Genomic DNA, 19,546 nt, shown 5'->3' on the forward strand with positions numbered 1-19,546 from the left:
TCCTCCAATAAAAGCTTGGACATTTCGCTTTTATTGGAGGAACCCTCTCTAAAACGATAAATCACAGAGTTGAGGTGCAGAATGAATAAGCAGGAAAATATCGCAAAAATTTACCCGTTAACCCCATTGCAAGAGGGTATGTTGTTTCATGCTGTCAGTGACACAAACAGCAGCGCCTACTGCCTCCAAATGTCCGCAAAACTCCAAGGTGATTTTCACCTGCCCATTTTTGAAGAGAGCATGAACAAGCTCGTAGAGAACTATGAAGTTTTGCGCACGGTGTTCGTTTATCAAAACCTGCAGAGACCTCGACAGGTTGTTTTTAAAGAGAGAAAAGTTACCATTCATTTCGAAAACATTGCTCATTTGCCAATAGATGATCAGAACGAATACATAAAAGCGTATACCAACCAGCATCATACGTTTGAGCTGACGAAAGACGTCTTGATGAAAGCAGCCATTTTCCAAACGGGGGAGAACCAGTACCAGTTCGTTTGGGCATTCCACCATATCATCGTCGACGGTTGGTCTTTGGGGGTCTTGCTTCATAAGCTGCTCGCGTACTATGCCGCCATTCGTAAGGGTGAGACTATTCCGCGAGAAGCAACCAAACCATACAGCGAATATATCAAATGGCTGGATAAGCAAAATAAAGAAGAAGCACTTACTTACTGGCAGAACTACCTGGAAGGCTATGACCATCAGGCTGACTTCCCTAAAAAGAAGAATGTAGCGGAAGATGGCAGTTATGTCCATGTGGAGAATCTTTTCACCATCGCACCTGAGAAGACTCAGCAGTTGATGCAGATTGCCAGTCAGAATCAGGCTACGTTGAGCAGTGTATTTCAATCTCTTTGGGGGATTTTGGCGAGCAAGTACAAAAACTCGGACGATGTGGTTTTCGGTTCTGTTGTGTCAGGTCGTCCGCCAGGGATTCAAGGGATTGAGAGCATGGTCGGATTGTTCATTAACACGATCCCAACCCGCGTGCAAACGAGTAGAAAACAAACCTTCAGTGGGCTGCTAAAAACAGTTCAGAAGCAAGCCTTGGCTTCTGCTTCTTATGATTTCGCTCCGCTGTACGAAATTCAGAGCAAGACGGTACTGAAACAAGAGTTAATTGATCATTTGGTGACGTATGAAAACTACCCGGATCATGCTTCGAGTGATCGGGAGGATTCCTTAGGCTTTCAATTCAACGTGGAAAATGGGGAAGAACAGACTTCCTATGATTTTAACGTTGTGGTAGCAGTCGCACCTTCGAATGAGATGTATGTAAAGTTGAGCTACAATGCATCGGTTTATGAAGAGTCATTTATGAACCGAGTAGAAGGTCACTTGAAAACGATCATTGATCAGGTCATTCACAATTCGAATGTACTGCTTGAAGATATCGGCATCATTACGGATGAGGAAAAACAGCAATTGCTGGTCGCTTATAACGACACAACCGCTGATTATCCACGCGACAAAATGATTTTCGAGCTGATCGCGGAGCAGGCAAGACAGACACCTTCGAAAGTAGCGGTTGTTTGCGGGGAAGATCGCCTTACTTACCAGGAGCTTCAGGAGCGTTCCAACCAGTTGGCCAGAGCTCTGCGTGGGAAAGGAATTTCTCAGGGCAGTATCGTCTCCATTATGGCGGAGCATTCACTCGAGCTGATTGTGGCGATTATGGCAGTTCTAAAATCAGGCGGCGCCTATTTGCCGATTGATCCCGAGTATCCGATAGAGAGAATTCAGTATTTACTAGATGACAGTCAGACGACGATTCTAATGACGCAGTCTCATCTTCAAGAAAAAGTCGAGTTTGAAGGCGACATCCTCTACCTAGACAATCCTTCTTTGTTTGAAGGTGACAGTACGGATCTTGACAATTCATGCACACCGGACGATTTGGCGTACATGATCTATACTTCCGGGTCAACGGGGAATCCAAAAGGCGCGATGATTACCCACCGAGGTCTCGTCAATTACATTTGGTGGGCGAACAAGGAGTATGTTCAAGGGGAAGCTGTCGACTTTCCGTTATACTCTTCCATTTCGTTTGATTTGACTGTCACCTCGATTTTCACGCCACTTTTGTCAGGCAATACGATCTATGTATACAGAGGGGCAGATAAGGTACAGGTCATTTTAGACATCATCCAAGATAATCAAGTGGGAATCATCAAGCTGACGCCAACACATTTGAAGCTGATAGAAGAAATAGATGGAACAAACAGCAGCATCCGACGGTTTATTGTCGGTGGTGAGAACTTGCCAACCCAATTGGCGAAGAGAATCTATGAGAACTTTGGACAGAATGTCAAGATTTTCAATGAGTATGGACCTACCGAAACGGTTGTAGGCTGCATGATTTATTTGTATGACCCAGAGAAGCCGATCCAAGAATCGGTACCAATCGGAGTTCCTGCTGACAACGTCCAGCTTTATTTGCTCGATTCCGCTATGCAGCCGATACCCGTTGGCTCCATCGGTGAAATGTATATAGCTGGGGATGGCGTAGCCAAAGGATATTTCAACAGACCAGACCTGACCCAGGAAAAGTTCATCGATAATCCGTTCCGTCCGGGGACCAAAATGTATCGAACAGGCGATCTGGCGAAATGGCTGCCCGACGGCAATATGGAATACTTGGGAAGAATCGACCATCAAGTGAAGATTCGTGGACATCGGATTGAGATGGGTGAGATTGAGACGCGTTTAACGCAGCATGAATGGATCAAGGAAGCCGTTGTTATCGCGGAAAAGGATGACAGTGGTCAAAATGTGCTCTATGCCTACATTGTTTCCGAGCAGGAGTTGACCGTATCAGAACTACGAGAGCATTTGGGAAGTACGCTTCCTTCCTACATGATCCCGTCCTTCTTTGTTCGTCTGGAAGAAATTCCGCTGACAGCCAATGGAAAAGTTGAGCGGAAGAAATTGCCGAAGCCTGACGGTGCAGTTGTAACGGGAACGGCGTACGTCGCTCCGCAGAATGAAATGGAAACCAAATTGGCTGAGATTTGGCAGCAGGCCCTGGGGGTTAGTCGTGTAGGTGTTCACGATCATTTCTTTGATTTGGGCGGACATTCACTGAAGGCTATGACAGTCATCTTTCAAGTATCGAAAGCGTTGGAAGTGGATTTGCCAGTAAAGGCACTGTTTGAGAATCCGACCGTATCCCAGCTCGCTGCTTTTATCGCGAAATCGGGGAAAAGCGCGTACACAGCCATTCAACCGGTTGAGGAAAAAGAATTTTATCCCGTATCTTCTGCTCAAAAGAGAATGTACATCCTTCAGCAATTTGAAGGAAGTGGCATCAGCTATAACATTTCGGGCGCAATGCTGCTGGAAGGAAAGCTGGATTACAATCGTTTTGCTAGCACGGTCCAACGACTGGCGGAGCGCCACGAAGCCTTGCGCACCTCCTTCCACCGTATCGATGGTGAGCCTGTACAGAAAGTGCATGATGAGGTAGAAGTACCCATCCTGATGCTGAAGTCTACGGAAGACAAGGCGGAGCAGATCATGCGCGATTTCGTCCGTCCTTTTGATCTCGGAATCGCTCCGTTGATTCGAACAGGCTTGGTTAAGCTGGGCAAAGATCGTCATTTGTTCCTACTCGATATGCACCATATCATCTCGGACGGTGTTTCGTCCCAAATTTTACTGAGCGAATTTGCCAAGTTATACCAAGGGGAAGCCTTGGAGCCTCTTTCTCTCCAATACAAGGATTTCGCGGCTTGGCAAAATGAGCTTTTCCAGACGGATGTGTACAAGAAGCAGGAGCTCCACTGGTTAAATACGTTTGCTGATGAAATTCCTTTGCTCAATCTGCCGACGGATTATCCGCGACCAACCATTCAGAGCTTTGATGGGGATCTTGTCCTTTTTGACGCAGGAAAAGAATTGACGGAGAGTTTGCGCAAGATAGCAGCAGATACGGGAACAACCCTGTATATGGTCTTGCTCGCAGCTTACCATGTCCTCCTGTCCAAGTATTCGGGCCAAGAGGACATCATTGTGGGGACGCCTGTCGCTGGTCGTTCTCATGCCGACGTGGAAAACATCATGGGAATCTTTGTGAATACGTTGGCGATGAGAAATCATCCTGCGAGTGACAAAACCTTTACCGAATTCTTGCAAGAAGTGAAACAAAATGCGCTGGCGGCTTATGACAATCAGGATTATCCATTTGAAGAGCTGGTGGAAAAGCTGGCGATTCAACGTGACATCAGCCGAAATCCTTTGTTTGATACTATGTTTTCTTTGGAAAATGCGAATCAGCAGTCGCTGGAAATCGAGCAGCTTACAGCAGCTCCTTATGAGTTGTTTAACAAAATTTCAAAGTTCGATCTTGCTTTGAATGCGAGTGAATCGCAATCTGACATTCAATTCCAATTTGCATTTGGAACAAAGCTGTTCAAAAAAGAAACGATCCAAAGAATGGCCCATCATTATCTGGAAATCCTGCGTACCATTCCTGCACAGCCGAATGCCAAGCTAGCAGAAATCGACATGATGACAGAAGCAGAAAAACGTGCTCTGATCCTGAACGTCAATGACACTTTTGTCGAACGTTCCGCTGATCAGGTATTGCATCAAATGTTTGAAGAGCAGGTAGTGCTTACGCCAGATCAAGTAGCGGTAGCCTATGACGGATACACATTGACCTATCGCCAGTTGAACGCCCGGGCCAATCAAGTAGCTCGTTTGCTGCGGAGCAAAGGAACGCAACCAGATACGTTGATCGGCATTATGGTAGACCGTTCTATCGGGATGGTCGTGAGCATGTTGGCCGTGTTAAAAGCAGGTGGTGCGTATACGCCAATTGATCCTACCTACCCGCCAGAAAGAATCCAATACATGCTCAGCGACAGCAAGGCTCCTATTCTTCTGACACAGCGTCATTTGAAAGAGACAGTAGAGTATACAGGAGAAATCATTGATGTTGACGATGAAGCGATTTATGCAGGGGACGACACCAATCTTGACAATGTCGCTGGTGGGGATGACTTGGCTTATGTCATTTATACTTCTGGATCGACCGGAAATCCCAAAGGGGTTATGATCACGCATCAAGCGATTTGCAATCACATGCTTTGGATGAGGAATGCCTTCCCGCTGACTACAGAAGATGCTGTCTTGCAAAAAACGCCATTTTCCTTCGATGCTTCCGTATGGGAATTTTATTTGCCACTGATCACAGGGGGACGCCTGGTACTGGCAATGCCAGACGGACATCGCGACATCGCGTACATGACTCGCATGATCAGAGAAGAGAAGATCACGACATTACAGATGGTTCCTTCCTTGCTGGACCTGATCATGACCGAACCAGGATGGAGCAATTGCACGAGCTTGCAACGCGTTTTTTGTGGTGGAGAAGCATTGGCACCTGCGCTAGTTTCGCGCTTTTACCAGACGCAAACGGCACAGTTGATTAACCTCTATGGTCCTACAGAATCCACGATTGATGCGACATACTGGATTTGCCCTCGTTTGCCGGAGTATGGCGTGATTCCCATTGGCAAACCGATTGATAACGTCCGTTTGTATGTCGTAAATGCGAGCAACCAGCTCCAGCCAATAGGGGTTGCAGGAGAACTGTGCATTGCTGGCGATGGTTTGGCCCGCGGCTACTGGAATCGTGAAGAACTGACAGCAGCCAGCTTCATTGACAATCCGTTTGAACCGGGTAGCAGGATGTACCGTACGGGAGACATGGTAAGGTATCTAGCCTGCGGCAACGTGGAATATCTCGGACGCATCGACCATCAGGTCAAAATCAGAGGACACCGGATCGAATTGGGTGAGATCGAAGCAAGGCTTATGCAGCATGAATGGATCAAAACGGCTATTGTCCTTGCCCGTCCAGATGAAAAAGGGCAAAACAACTTGTACGCTTATATCGTTTCCGATAGGGAAATCAAGACAGCCGACCTGAGAGCTTATATGGCGTCCCATTTGCCAGCTTATATGGTTCCTTCTTATTTTGTTTATTTGGAGAAGCTACCGCTCACAGCAAATGGCAAGGTGGATCGCAAAGCATTGCCTCAGCCAGAGGGAGCATCCACATCTGAAATCGTGTATGTAGCTCCGCGCAATGAAGTGGAAGCTACGCTCGCAGACATTTGGCAAAGTGTACTTGGCGTGAACCCAATCGGGGTACACGATCATTTCTTCGAGTTGGGCGGACACTCCTTGAAGGCGATGAACGTCATCTCTTTGATCCATCGCACCCTTCATGTAGATGTGCCGTTGAAAACACTGTTTGAATCGCCTACCATCGCTGGCTTGTCGGCATACATCGCTACTGCTGGAAAAGGCAGGTATACGAAGATTGAACCTGTCCAAAAGCAGGAGTATTACTCCGTGTCTTCTGCACAAAAGAGAATGTTTATTCTCCGACAAATGGAAGGTGCAGGTATCAGCTACAACATGCCGGGCATCCTGTACATCGATGGCAAGCTGGATACAGAGCGTTTGCAGCAAGCGCTCAAGAGTCTGGTGAGACGCCATGAATCTCTGCGTACCTCGTTCCACACCGTGAAAGGAGAGACTGTTCAGCGCGTACATGAAGATGTTGAACTGGAAATCTCGTCGATGGAGTCAACAGAGGGAGAGCTGAAACAAATCGTCGAGCAATTTATTCAACCGTTCGACTTGGAAAAAGCTCCACTGATACGCGCTGGACTGGTCAAACTGCCTCTGGAACGCCATCTTTTTATGCTGGATTTTCACCATATTGTGGTGGATGGTGTATCGATTGGCATTCTGGTTCAAGAGCTTGCTCAGCTTTATCACGGGGAAGAGCTGCCTGAACTGAGCATTCAGTACAAAGACTTTGCCCATTGGCAGAATCAATGGTACGAGACGGAAGAGTTTGCTGCACAGGAAGCCTATTGGATCGATACCTTTACGGGAGAAATTCCTGTATTGAATCTTGCAACGGATTATCCGAGACCTTCTGTGAAAAGCTTCGAGGGTGAGCGATTTATTTTCGGCTCCGGTGCCCTTTTGAAAAAAGAACTGAATCGACTTGCCCATGGTACAGGAGCTACGCTCTACATGGTTTTGCTGGCGGCCTACAATGTACTTCTGGCCAAATACTCTGGACAAGAGGACATTATTGTTGGCGCGCCTACTGCTGGCAGGTCCCATGCTGAAACGGATTCGATCATCGGTATGTTTGTCAATACACTGGCGTTGCGAAACGAGCCTGTGGGGACGAAGACCTTCCTTAGCTTTTTGGCAGAAGTGAAAAACAATACGCTGAAAGCTTTTGAGAATCAGGATTATCCACTGGATGAGCTGATCGATAAGTTGGACATTCAACGGGATCTGAGCCGCAATCCTTTGTTTGACACCGTATTTATCTTGCAAAATATGGATCAGAAGCCATTCGAAATGGAGCAACTGACGTTTACACCCTATATGGCAGAAGTAAATCAGGCCAAGTTTGATCTGTCATTAGAGGCGTACGAAGAAGATGAAGAAATCATCTTTAGCCTTGATTACTGCACCAAATTGTTTACAAGAGAGACCATTGAAAAAATAGCGGCACATTTCATCCGAATCCTTCATGCCGTTATTGAGCAAGAAGCCGTTACATTGTCCGAAATCAGTATGCTTTCCGCTGAAGAAAAGCATCGCTTATTAGTAGAATTCAACCAAACGCATACGGAATATCCGCAGAACAAGACACTCCATGAGCTGTTTGAGGAGCAAGTGGAAAAAACACCACAGGTTACAGCGATTGTAATCGGTGATAAGCAGATGTCCTATCACGAATTGAATGAGCGAGCAAACCAGCTTGCCGTTACCTTGCGTGAACGGGGAGTAAAGGCTAACCAATTCGTAGGAATCATGGCGAATCGTTCTTTGGAAATGGTTGTGGGAATCATGGCCATTTTGAAAGCAGGTGGAGCCTACGTGCCTATCGATCCCGAATACCCGGAAGACCGTGTGGCCTACATGCTGGAGGATTGCGAAGCCCGTCTGTTACTTACCCAAAAGCATCTTGGAGCTAAACTGGCTTCTAGCGTGAGCGTGGAATGCCTGTATCTGGAGGAGGAGAACAACTATTCTCCCAACCGTTCGAATCTCGAACCGATTCAAACCGCTTCCGATTTGGCTTATGTCATTTACACATCGGGGACAACAGGTAAACCAAAAGGAGTCATGGTCGAGCATAGAGGCATTGTCAACAACGTGCTGTGGAAAAAAGAGGAGTATCAGTTTAGTGTTCATGATCGAAAACTGGTGTCCCTATCCTTTGCATTTGATGCCTTTGTTCTTTCCTTCTTTACGCCGATCCTTTCCGGTTCAGCTGTCATCCTGGCGAAGGACGAAGAAGCGAAAGATCCTGTATCTCTCAGAAAGCTCATTGCAGCTGCGAGATGCACTCAAATGACATGCGTGCCAAGTTTATTCCAAGCGATATTGGAATGCGGTTCTGCTGCAGATATCAGTTCCCTGCAAAACGTCACACTAGGGGGCGAAAAAGTAACCGCTCAGCTCGTTGAGAAGAGCAATCAGCAGAATCCGCAATTGGTCATCGTCAATGAATACGGTCCGACAGAAAGCAGTGTCGTCGCCACCTATCAACGAATTTCGCAACTGGATTCTGTGATAACAATCGGACGTCCCATTGCCAACACCAGCATCTATATTGTGGACAAATTCCATCAGCTACAGCCAATCGGCGTCGTCGGGGAAATTTGCATCGGTGGCCACGGTTTGGCACGTGGATATTGGAACAAGCCGGAACTCACAGCAGAGAAATTTGTTTCTCATCCGTATTTGGAAGGCGAGCGCATGTACAAGACGGGCGATCTAGGAAAGTGGCTCCCTGACGGAACGATTGAATTTATCGGTCGCTTGGATGAACAGGTAAAAGTAAGAGGATATCGGATTGAAATCGGCGAGATTGAGTCGGTTATGCTCTCCTTTAAAAAGCTGACTTCGGCTGTCGTGATTGTCCATGAGGACCAACAGGGCCAATCGTCGCTTGCTGCTTATTACACGGCGGAAGAAAGGCTTGAAGTCTCGAATCTGTGGACGTATCTGTCGAAAAGCTTGCCGTCTTACATGATTCCTGCGTACTTGATCCAGCTCGATCATCTCCCGCTTACGCCGAATGGAAAGATCGACAGGAAAGCCTTGCCGAAACCAGAAGGCAGGCCTGTAACGGGGGCAGAATATGTGGCGCCAGCAAGTCCTGTGGAAAGCAGGCTGGTAGAGATTTGGGAACATGTGCTCGGGATAACCGACATCGGTGTTCTCGACAACTTCTTCCAGTTAGGCGGGCATTCCTTGAAAGCCATGTCGCTCTCCGCACAGATCCATAAAGAATATCAAGTAGAGCTTCCACTCAGCGTGCTCTTTGCGACACCTACCATTCAGGCATTGGCACAGTATATCGAGACAAGTGGAAAAGACACGCATATACCGATTCATCCTGTACCGCAGCAAGAATATTATCCCGTTTCTTCAGCACAAAAGAGGATGTATGTCCTGCGCCAGTTTGAAGGTACCGGCACAGTTTATAACATGCCAAGCGTAATGTTTATTGAAGGCGATCTGGACTACGCACGCTTTGAAACCGCGATACACGGGCTGGTCAAGCGACACGAATCGTTGCGGACATCCTTCCACACAGTGAATGGTGAGCCTGTTCAGCGTGTACATGAGGCAGTCGAACTGGATGTGCGCTATGAGGATTTGACGGAAGATCAAGTCGAGCAAACCATCGAAACATTTGTGCAACCATTTGATTTGGAAAAGGCTCCGTTGTTGAGGGTTGGACTCTTCAGATTGGGAGAGAAGAGACATCTCTTCCTGATGGATATGCATCACATCATTTCGGATGGTGTCTCTGTCGGGATCATCATGGAGGAATTCTCGAAGTTGTATAGAAACCAATTATTAACAGATATGGCTGTTCAATACAAAGACTTTGCTGTCTGGCAGAAGGATCTGTTCCAAACCGACATCTATACAAAGCACGAGAACTACTGGTTGCAGTCCTTCGCGGGAGACATTCCGGTACTGAATCTGCCCGCCGATTATTCTCGCCCGCTTGTTCAAAGCTTTGAGGGAGATTGCATTACGTTCCAGGCTGACAAAACGTTGATGGACGATTTATACAAGCTCGCCCATGAGAACCAAACTACGCTGTTTATGGTCTTGCTGGCGGCTTACAATGTGCTCCTTTCCAAATACAGCGGTCAAGAAGACATCGTAGTGGGAACGCCGATTGCTGGTAGATCGCATGCGGATGTAGAAAAAGTCTTGGGGATGTTTGTCAATACATTGGCTTTGCGAAACTACCCTGACGGCAAAAAATCGTTCCAGGCATTTTTGGAAGATGTTAAACAGAATACACTGCAAGCATACGCCCATCAGGATTATCCGTTTGAAGCACTGGTCGAAAAACTGGAAATCCAGCGGGATCTCAGCAGAAACCCACTGTTTGACACCATGTTTATTTTGCAAAACCTGGACAAAAAAGCCTTTGAGGTGGATGGACTGAAATTTGAAGCCTACTCCGGAGATGGGCAGCAAGGCAACGCCAAATTCGATCTCACGCTGGAAGCACATGAAGATGAGACAGGAATTCATTTTGGTCTCGTATACTCAACGAAATTGTTCCAAAGAGACACGATAGAAAGAATGGCAGGTCATTTTCTACAGGTGCTGCGAGGAGTTATTGCAGATCAAACCGCTGCCTTGCACGAGCTCAGCTTGTTGACCGAAGAAGAAAAACAGCTTGTGACGGTCGCATTTAACAACACGATAGTCGATTATCCACGCGAGAGCACCATTCAAGAGCTATTCGAGGAGCAGGTTCTGAGAACGCCTGAGCAAGCCGCTGTCATTTTTGACGGACAGATGTTGACGTATCAGGAGCTGAACCAGAAAGCCAATCAGATCGCAAGTGCTCTTCGCCGTGAGGAAATCGGGAAGGATTCCGTTGTCGGATTGATCGCAGATCGTTCTCTCGAGATGATCACAGGCATTATGGGGATCATCAAAGCGGGAGGCGCCTATCTGGGGATTGATCCAGAGCATCCATCCGAGCGCATTACTTACATGCTCGAAGATGGCGGCGTGAAGGTTGTCCTTGTTCAAAGACATCTCTTGCATCTCGTGGAAGAAGGTCTCATTCCAATCATTTTGGAAGACGAGAGCCTGGAGCAAGAAGATGCCAGCAATCCGACTAACCTCAATGACGCCAAGGACTTGGCCTATGTGATGTACACGTCTGGTTCAACAGGCAAGCCAAAAGGAGTCATGGTCGAGCATCGCAATGTCACCCGATTGGTGAAACATACGAATTACGTTCAGGTACGTGAAGAAGATCGCATGATTCAAACGGGCGCCATTGGCTTTGACGCCATGACGTTCGAGATTTTCGGGGCTCTGTTGCATGGTGCTAGCTTGTTCCTTGTGAGCAAGGATGTCCTTTTGGATGCGGAGAAGTTAGGCAGCTTCCTGCGAGAGAATCGGATTACCACGATGTGGTTAACTTCACCACTGTTTAACCAGCTTTCGCAAGACAACCCGGCGATGTTTGAAGGTTTGCGTGCGTTAATCGTCGGTGGCGAAGCACTGTCTCCGAGACACATCAACAAAGTTAACAGCGCCCATCCAGCTCTGGAAATTTGGAACGGATACGGCCCGACCGAAAACACAACTTTCTCGACATGCTATTTGATTGAGAAGGAATTCGAAGACAATATTCCGATTGGGAAGCCAATCTCGAACTCCACAGCTTATATCGTGGATCGCTACAACCAGCCGCAGCCAATTGGGGTGCCCGGTGAATTGTGCGTCGGTGGTGATGGAGTTGCGAGAGGCTATTTGAACAAACCGGAAATGACCGCCGAGAAGTTTGTTCCGAATCCGTTTGTTTCTGGTGAAAATATGTACCGCACAGGGGATTTGGCGAGATGGAAGGCGGATGGAACGATTGAGTATTTGGGACGTATCGACCAACAGGTAAAGATCAGGGGCTATCGGATCGAGCTTGGGGAAATCGAGAGCGTCTTGACTAATCTGGAAAAGGTAAAAGAAGCTGTCGTTACCGTGATGGATGATACGAACGGCCAAAAAGCTCTCTGCGCTTACTTTGTTCCAGAAGAGGAGCTCGACGTAGCAGAGGTGAGAGAGGCTATTTCCAAAGAATTGCCTAGCTACATGGTTCCAGCCTTCTATGTTCAAATGGATAAACTGCCTTTGACTGCAAATGGGAAGGTCAATCGCAGAGCTTTGCCTGAACCATCTGGAGATCGGGTACAAGGCGCCACATATGTCGCCCCACAAAATACAACGGAGCAGAAGCTGGCAGAAATTTGGCAAGAGGTTCTGGGGATTCATCCGATAGGCATTCATGACAACTTCTTTGAACTGGGTGGACATTCTCTCAAGGCTATGAATGTAATCACGCAGGTGCATAAAGCATTCCAGGTAGAGCTTCCGTTAAAAGCACTGTTTGAATCTGCTACGATCCATGAGCTGGCTGCCTATATCACTGCGAGTGAGATTGAACAGTTCGAGACCATTCAACTAGTAGAGCAAGCAGAGTTTTACCCAGTCTCGTTCGCACAAAAAAGAATGTACATCCTGCATGAGTTTGAAGGAAGCGGGATCAGCTACAACGTGCCAAATGTGCTGATCATAGATGGCCAACTGGATTACGAGCGCTTTGAACATGCGATCCAAACACTGGTAAAACGACATGAATCCTTGCGAACATCCTTCCATTCGAAAAACGGGGAACCAGTTCAACGAATCCATGAGGATGTCACGCTGCACATCGGTATTTCCGAGGCGACAGAAGACCAAGTAGAGCAACGCATTCAAGAGTTGGTTCAGCCATTTAATCTCGAGTTGGCTCCGCTGTTCCGGGTTCACTTGTTGAAACTGGGAGAAGAACGACACTTGTTCTTCATGGATATGCATCACATTATCTCTGATGGTGTATCGCTTGCAGTCATCGCCAAGGAGTTTGCGAGCTTATACGAAGAAAAGCAGCTCCCTGACATGCGCATCCAGTATAAAGATTTTGCTGCTTGGCAGACGAAACTGTCCCAGTCTGAGCGTTTCCAAAAACAGCAGGACTATTGGACGGATGTCTTTGCAGGGGAGATCCCGTTACTCAACCTGCCAAATGATTTCCCAAGACCTACTGTTCAAAGCTTCGAAGGCGACACAGTAGCGATCGGTACAGGAAATCAATTACTTGCGGAGTTGCGACAACTCGCTGCAAATACGGGCTCCACACTGTTCATGGTGCTTTTGGCAGCCTACAATGTACTGCTGTCCAAATACGCAGGACAGGAAGAAATCGTTGTCGGTACACCGATTGCAGGTCGATCCCACGCAGATGTGGAACGAGTCGTCGGCATGTTCGTCAACACGCTTGCCTTGAAAAATGTGGCAGCAGGCAACCTGACCTTCCGCGAGTTTTTGGGTGACGTGAAACAGAATGCACTGCAAGCGTTTGAACATCAGGATTATCCGTTTGAACATCTCGTAGATAAGTTGCAAGTACGGCGCGATTTAAGCCGAAATCCACTGTTCGATACGATGTTCAGTCTGGGGCTTGCGGACTCGTCTGCATTAGAAATTGCCGGACTCAACATGTCCGCTTACCCGGTAGATGGCAAGATCGCGAAATTCGATATCGCTCTGGACGCGATGGAACAACAGGATGAGCTTCTCGTGCAATTCAGCTATTGCACGAAGTTGTTTGCAAAAGAATCGATCGACCGCATGGCAGCACATTACGTCCATCTTCTACAGACGATCATTGCCAATCCAGATTGCAAGCTGGCAGAGATCAATGTTTTGTCAAAAGAAGAGATAGAGCAAATGCTGCATGATTTCAATGCAACAAAAGCCGCTTATCCAACGAATAAAACGTTCCAGGAGCTATTCGAAGAGCAGGTAGAAAAAACACCGAACGAAGTAGCTGTCATCTTCGAGGACGAACAGCTTACGTATCGGGAATTAAATGAAAAAGCCAACCAACTCGCACGTGTTTTGCGCAAAATGGGAGTCAAGCCAGAGAGCAATGTCGGCATCATGGTAGACCGCTCCTTGCACATGGTAGTAGGGACGCTCGGTATTTTGAAAGCCGGCGGCGCCTACGTTCCGATTGATCCAGACTATCCGTTGGAGCGCCAAACATTCATTTTGGAAGATAGCGATGCGAAGTTGTTCCTTACCTTGCAAAAGATGAATACGCAGCTTGCATTCCCTTACGAAACGCTCTATCTGGATGCAGAGGGGTTGTATCAGGGAGAAGCGAGCAATCTGGAACCTGTTGCACTGCCGGAACACGCTGCTTACATCATTTATACGTCCGGTACGACTGGCAAGCCAAAAGGGGTCGTGATCGAGCACCGGAGCTATGCGAATGTCGCGTTTGCATGGCAGGATGAGTATCACTTGGATACCTTCCCGGTTCGCTTGCTGCAAATGGCGAGCTTCGCCTTCGACGTATCGACTGGCGATTTTGCCAGAGCATTGCTCACAGGAGGGCAACTGGTCATTTGCCCGAATGAGGTCAAAATGGACCCTGCTTCCTTGTACGAAATCATCAAGCGGTATGAAATAACGATTTTCGAAGCCACACCAGCTTTGATCATGCCGTTGATGCATTACATTTACGAAAACAAGCTCGACATCAGTCAGATGAAGCTCCTGATCCTCGGAGCAGACAGTTGTCCGGCAGAAGACTTCAAGACCTTGCTCGCCAGATTCAGCCAGACAATGCGCATTGTTAACAGTTATGGCGTAACAGAGGCGTGCATCGATTCCAGCTATTACGAAGAAACAGATGTCTCATCCATTCGCTCGGGAACGGTACCGATCGGAAAACCGCTGCCGAATATGCAGATGTATGTGATGGATCAACAATTGAATCTTCAACCTGTTGGAGTCGTGGGGGAGTTGTGCATCGGTGGAGCTGGGGTCGCTCGCGGTTATTTGAACAGACCTGAGCTGACACAGGAGAAGTTCGTACCAAATCCTTTTGCACCAGGTGAACTCTTGTACCGTACGGGTGATCTGGCAAAATGGCGCACGGATGGCAATGTAGAATTCCTGGGTCGTAACGATCATCAAGTGAAAATCAGGGGTGTCCGTATCGAGCTGGGCGAAATCGAGACCCAGCTACGCAAGCTGGACGGAATCCTTGAAGCAGTTGTCATCGCAAGAGAGGATCACAGACAAGAAAAGTATCTATGCGCGTACATGGTGGCAGACCATGAGATCGATACAGCACAAGTACGTAAGGAATTGCTAAAAGAATTGCCTCAAGCGATGATTCCATCGTATTTCGTAACGCTTGAAGCGCTGCCGCTTACCGCAAACGGGAAGATCGACAGACGTTCCTTACCGGCGCCAGATGTATCTCTACTCAGAACGACAGAGTACGTGGCACCTCGTACGGAGTTGGAGGCACAATTGGCCCGCGTCTGGGAGCAAGTGCTGAATGTGGAACATGTAGGGGTTCTGGATGATTTCTTTGCAATTGGCGGTCATTCCCTGCGTGCGATGAGTGTGATTTCGAGCATGCATAACGAATATCAAGTCGATATTCCGCTTCGTATTTTGTTCGAAAAACCGACGATTCAGCAATTGGCTGCACACATCGAAGAGACAGCAAGAGGATATGTCATTTCGATCCAACCAGCACCTGCGCAAGAGTATTACCCTGTTTCATCAGCTCAAAAGCGCATGTATATCCTCCATCAGTTCGAGGGAGTCGGCATCAGCTACAATATGCCTTCGACTATGCTGATCGAAGGAAAGCTGGAACCGGAACGATTAGAGACAGCGTTCAAGCGGCTGATTGCGCGACATGAAAGTCTTCGTACGTCTTTTGCCGTTGTAAATGGAGAACCTGTTCAGAAGATTCACGAGGAAGTATCTTTTGAACTTTCGTATACAACGATCACAGAAGATCAGGCACAAGAGGTTCTTTCATCCCTTGTTCAGCCATTCGATCTGGGGGTAGCGCCGTTGCTTCGCGTCCGTCTCCTGCATATTGGAGAAGATCGTCATGTGCTCTTTACCGACATGCATCACAGCATTTCCGACGGTGTATCCTCCGGCATTCTCCTGTCTGACTTAGTGAAGTTATACCAAGGGGATGTTTTGCCAGAGCTGCGAATCCAGTACAAGGACTTCTCCGTATGGCAACGGGAGCTTTTTGAGTCCGATGCCTTCAACAAGCAAGAACAGTACTGGGCTCAAGTGTTTGCAGACGAAATTCCAGTGCTGAATCTGCAAACGGATTTCACCCGACCAAGCATTCAAAATTTCGCAGGAGATCAGTATAGCATCGGAACCGGTAAACAGCTCATGGAAGGCTTGAACCAGTTGGCCCGAGAAACGGGAACGACACTGTATATGGTGCTCCTCGCGACGTACAACGTACTGCTTTCCAAATATTCCGGGCAAGAGGACATCATCGTCGGCACACCGATTACAGGCAGATCCCATGCTGATCTGGAACCAATCGTCGGTATGTTTGTCAACACATTGGCGATGAGAAACAAGCCGCTTGCTGGGAAAACATTCACCGAGTTGTTGCTGGAAGTCAAGCAGAATGCACTGGACGCTTATGTTCATCAGGATTATCCGTTTGAGGAACTGGTGGAAAAACTCGACATTCCGCGAGACTTAAGCAGAAACCCGCTCTTCGACACGATGTTTACTGTGCAAAACAACACGGATGATGCTATCGACTTGCTCGGCTTGACACTCGCTCCTTTCATGACTGATCAGGCTGGCAACCATTCCAAATTTGATTTGACGTTGATTGCCACAGAAGAGCGTGAAGAGATTCGCATTGGCGTGGAGTACAGCACAAGCTTGTTTACGAGAGAGACAATTGAACGGTTAAGCAACCACTTCATGGCTATTGCCCAAATCGTTGTGCAAAACCCGCATATCCGCTTGAGCGAAATCGATATGCTCTCGACGGAAGAGAAGCAGCAAATTTTCGGGAAGTTCAATGATACAGGTGTTAGCTACGTACCGGACAAAACGATGCATCAATTATTCGAAGAGCAAGTCGCGAAGACGCCAGATCAGGCAGCCATTCTCTTTAACGGTCAGTCACTGACGTACAGCGAGCTCAATGAGCGGGCCAACAGACTGGCAAGAGTTTTGCGCACCAGGGGAGTTGGACCCGATCGTCTTGTAGCAGTCATGGCGGAGCGTTCACCAGAGATGATCATTGGCATCCTCGGTATCTTAAAGGCAGGCGGAGCGTATGTTCCAATCGACCCGGCTTATCCGCAAGAACGCATCCAGTACCTGCTTGCGGACAGCAACGCAGCACTGCTTCTCTGCCAATCTCATTTATCAGAACTATTGTCTCGCGTGTCGAGCGGTCTTGACTGGCTTGATCTGAACGCAGAGCATGACAACAAGATGGATGGCTCCAATCTCTCATCACTCAATCAACCAACTGATCTCGCCTATGTAATCTATACATCGGGTACGACCGGTAAGCCGAAGGGCGTTATGATTCCACATCGAGGAATCGTCAATTGCTTGCAGTGGAGAAGAGATGAATATGGATTCGGACCGGGAGACAAGGCGTTGCAGGTATTCTCATTTGCCTTCGATGGGTTTGTAGCCAGCTTGTTCGCTCCGCTTTTCGGAGGTGCTACTTGCGTCTTGCCGAGAGAGGAAGAAGCGAAAGATCCGGTAGCGCTGAAAAAGCTGATTGCCTCGACGGAAGTCACACATTACTACGGTGTACCGAGTCTGTTCCAGGCAATTCTGGATTGCTCGACTGCTGCCGACTTCTCACCTCTGCGTTGCGTGACACTGGGAGGCGAGAAACTACCTCCGCAGCTTGTGCAAAAAACGAAAGAAAAGCATCCAGCAATCGAGATCAACAATGAATACGGTCCGACCGAAAACAGCGTCGTCACCACCATCTCTCGTTCGATTGAAGCGGGGCAAGATATCACGATTGGACGACCGCTAGCCAATGTACAGGTTTACATCGTAGATACGCAACATCATTTGCAACCGATTGGCGTAGTGGGAGAGCTATGCATCGGAGGACCAGGACTGGCAAGAGGTTATTTGAATAAACCAGAGCTCACTCAAGAAAAGTTCGTTCCGAATCCGTTTGTGCCAGGGGAGCTCATGTATAAAACGGGTGACTTGGTGAAATGGCGGACGGATGGCACGATCGATTACATCGGCCGGGCTGACGAACAGGTGAAGGTGAGAGGGTACCGCATCGAGATCGGGGAGATCGAGAGCACTATACTTGCGTACGATGGCATCGATCAGGCAGTGGTAGTTGTGCAAGAGGATGACGTAACGGCCGGACAGTATCTTTGCGCTTATCTCGTCCCAGCAGCAGAGGTATCCATTTCCGAGCTGAGAAGGTATCTGGCGAAGGAACTGCCTGCTTATATGGTTCCAAGCTATTTTGTCCAGTTGGATCAACTGCCGCTTTCAGCCAATGGAAAAGTGGATCGCAAAGCGTTGCCGAAGCCAAAGCCATCGGATGCGGCCTCACGTGAGTTCGTGGCCCCAAGAAGTGCGACTGAGCATCAATTGGCTGCCATTTGGCAGGAAGTTTTGGGGATAGAACCAATCGGCATCACTGACTATTTCTTTGAACTGGGTGGGCACTCATTGAAAGCAACACTGTTAGTTGCAAAGGTGTATGAGTACATGCAGATTGAACTTCCGTTAAACCTTATCTTCCAGCATCCAACCATTGAGAAGGTAGCCGATTTCATCACGCACAAGAACTTCGAGGGCAACTCCGGTGGTCCCATTCTCTTAAATGAAGAGACGGCGAGAAAGGTATTCTGCTTTACGCCGATTGGAGCCCAAAGTGTCTATTACCAAAAGCTTGCTGATGAAATCAAGGGCGTCTCCTTGTATAGCTTTGATTTCATCCAAGAAGACAATCGACTTGAGCAGTACATCGAAGCCATTGTAGCGATTGATCCAAAAGGACCCTATACGCTCATGGGGTATTCCTCTGGAGGCAATCTGGCATTTGAAGTCGCAAAAGAACTGGAGAACCAAGGATATGTCGTGACCGATCTCATCTTGTTCGATTCGTACTGGAAAGACAAGGTGATGGAGAGGACTCTGGCGGAAACAGAGAGTGACATTGCCCAGTTATTTGCCGAAATTGGTGAGAACATCGAGATGTTCAACATGACGCAAGAAGACTTCAATTTGTACGCTGCCAATGAATTCGTCAAGCAAAGCTTCATTCGAAAAACGGTCAGCTACGTGATGTACCACAATCAACTGATCAATACGGGTGCAACGAACGCAGCGATCCATCTCATTCAATCAGAGCTGGAATCGGGCGAAGAAGATCTGGCCGCAGTCAAATGGAATGAAGCCGCTTGGACACAGGCTACGAAACGACTGATGACGTACGAAGGGTACGGTATCCACTCCAGAATGTTGGGTGGAAATTACGTGACAATGAATGCCTCCATCCTCCGAGACATCCTGCAAGAGCTGTTCATTCTGAAATAAG

At 47.9% G+C, this 19,546-nt stretch carries 1 protein-coding gene; it reads left to right on the forward strand.

The window, feature by feature from the left end; all coding sequences use genetic code 11:
* The first annotated feature begins 81 nt into the window (after positions 1 to 81).
* Positions 82 to 19,545, forward strand: coding sequence for a tyrocidine non-ribosomal peptide synthetase TycC (gene tycC / locus HP567_RS17550; RefSeq protein ID WP_173609244.1), 19,464 nt, complete (start codon positions 82 to 84; stop codon positions 19,543 to 19,545).
* Position 19,546: the final 1 nt, after the last annotated feature.

Origin of the sequence: Brevibacillus sp. M2.1A (assembly GCF_013284355.2) — a bacterium.
In the GTDB taxonomy this organism is placed as follows: domain Bacteria; phylum Bacillota; class Bacilli; order Brevibacillales; family Brevibacillaceae; genus Brevibacillus.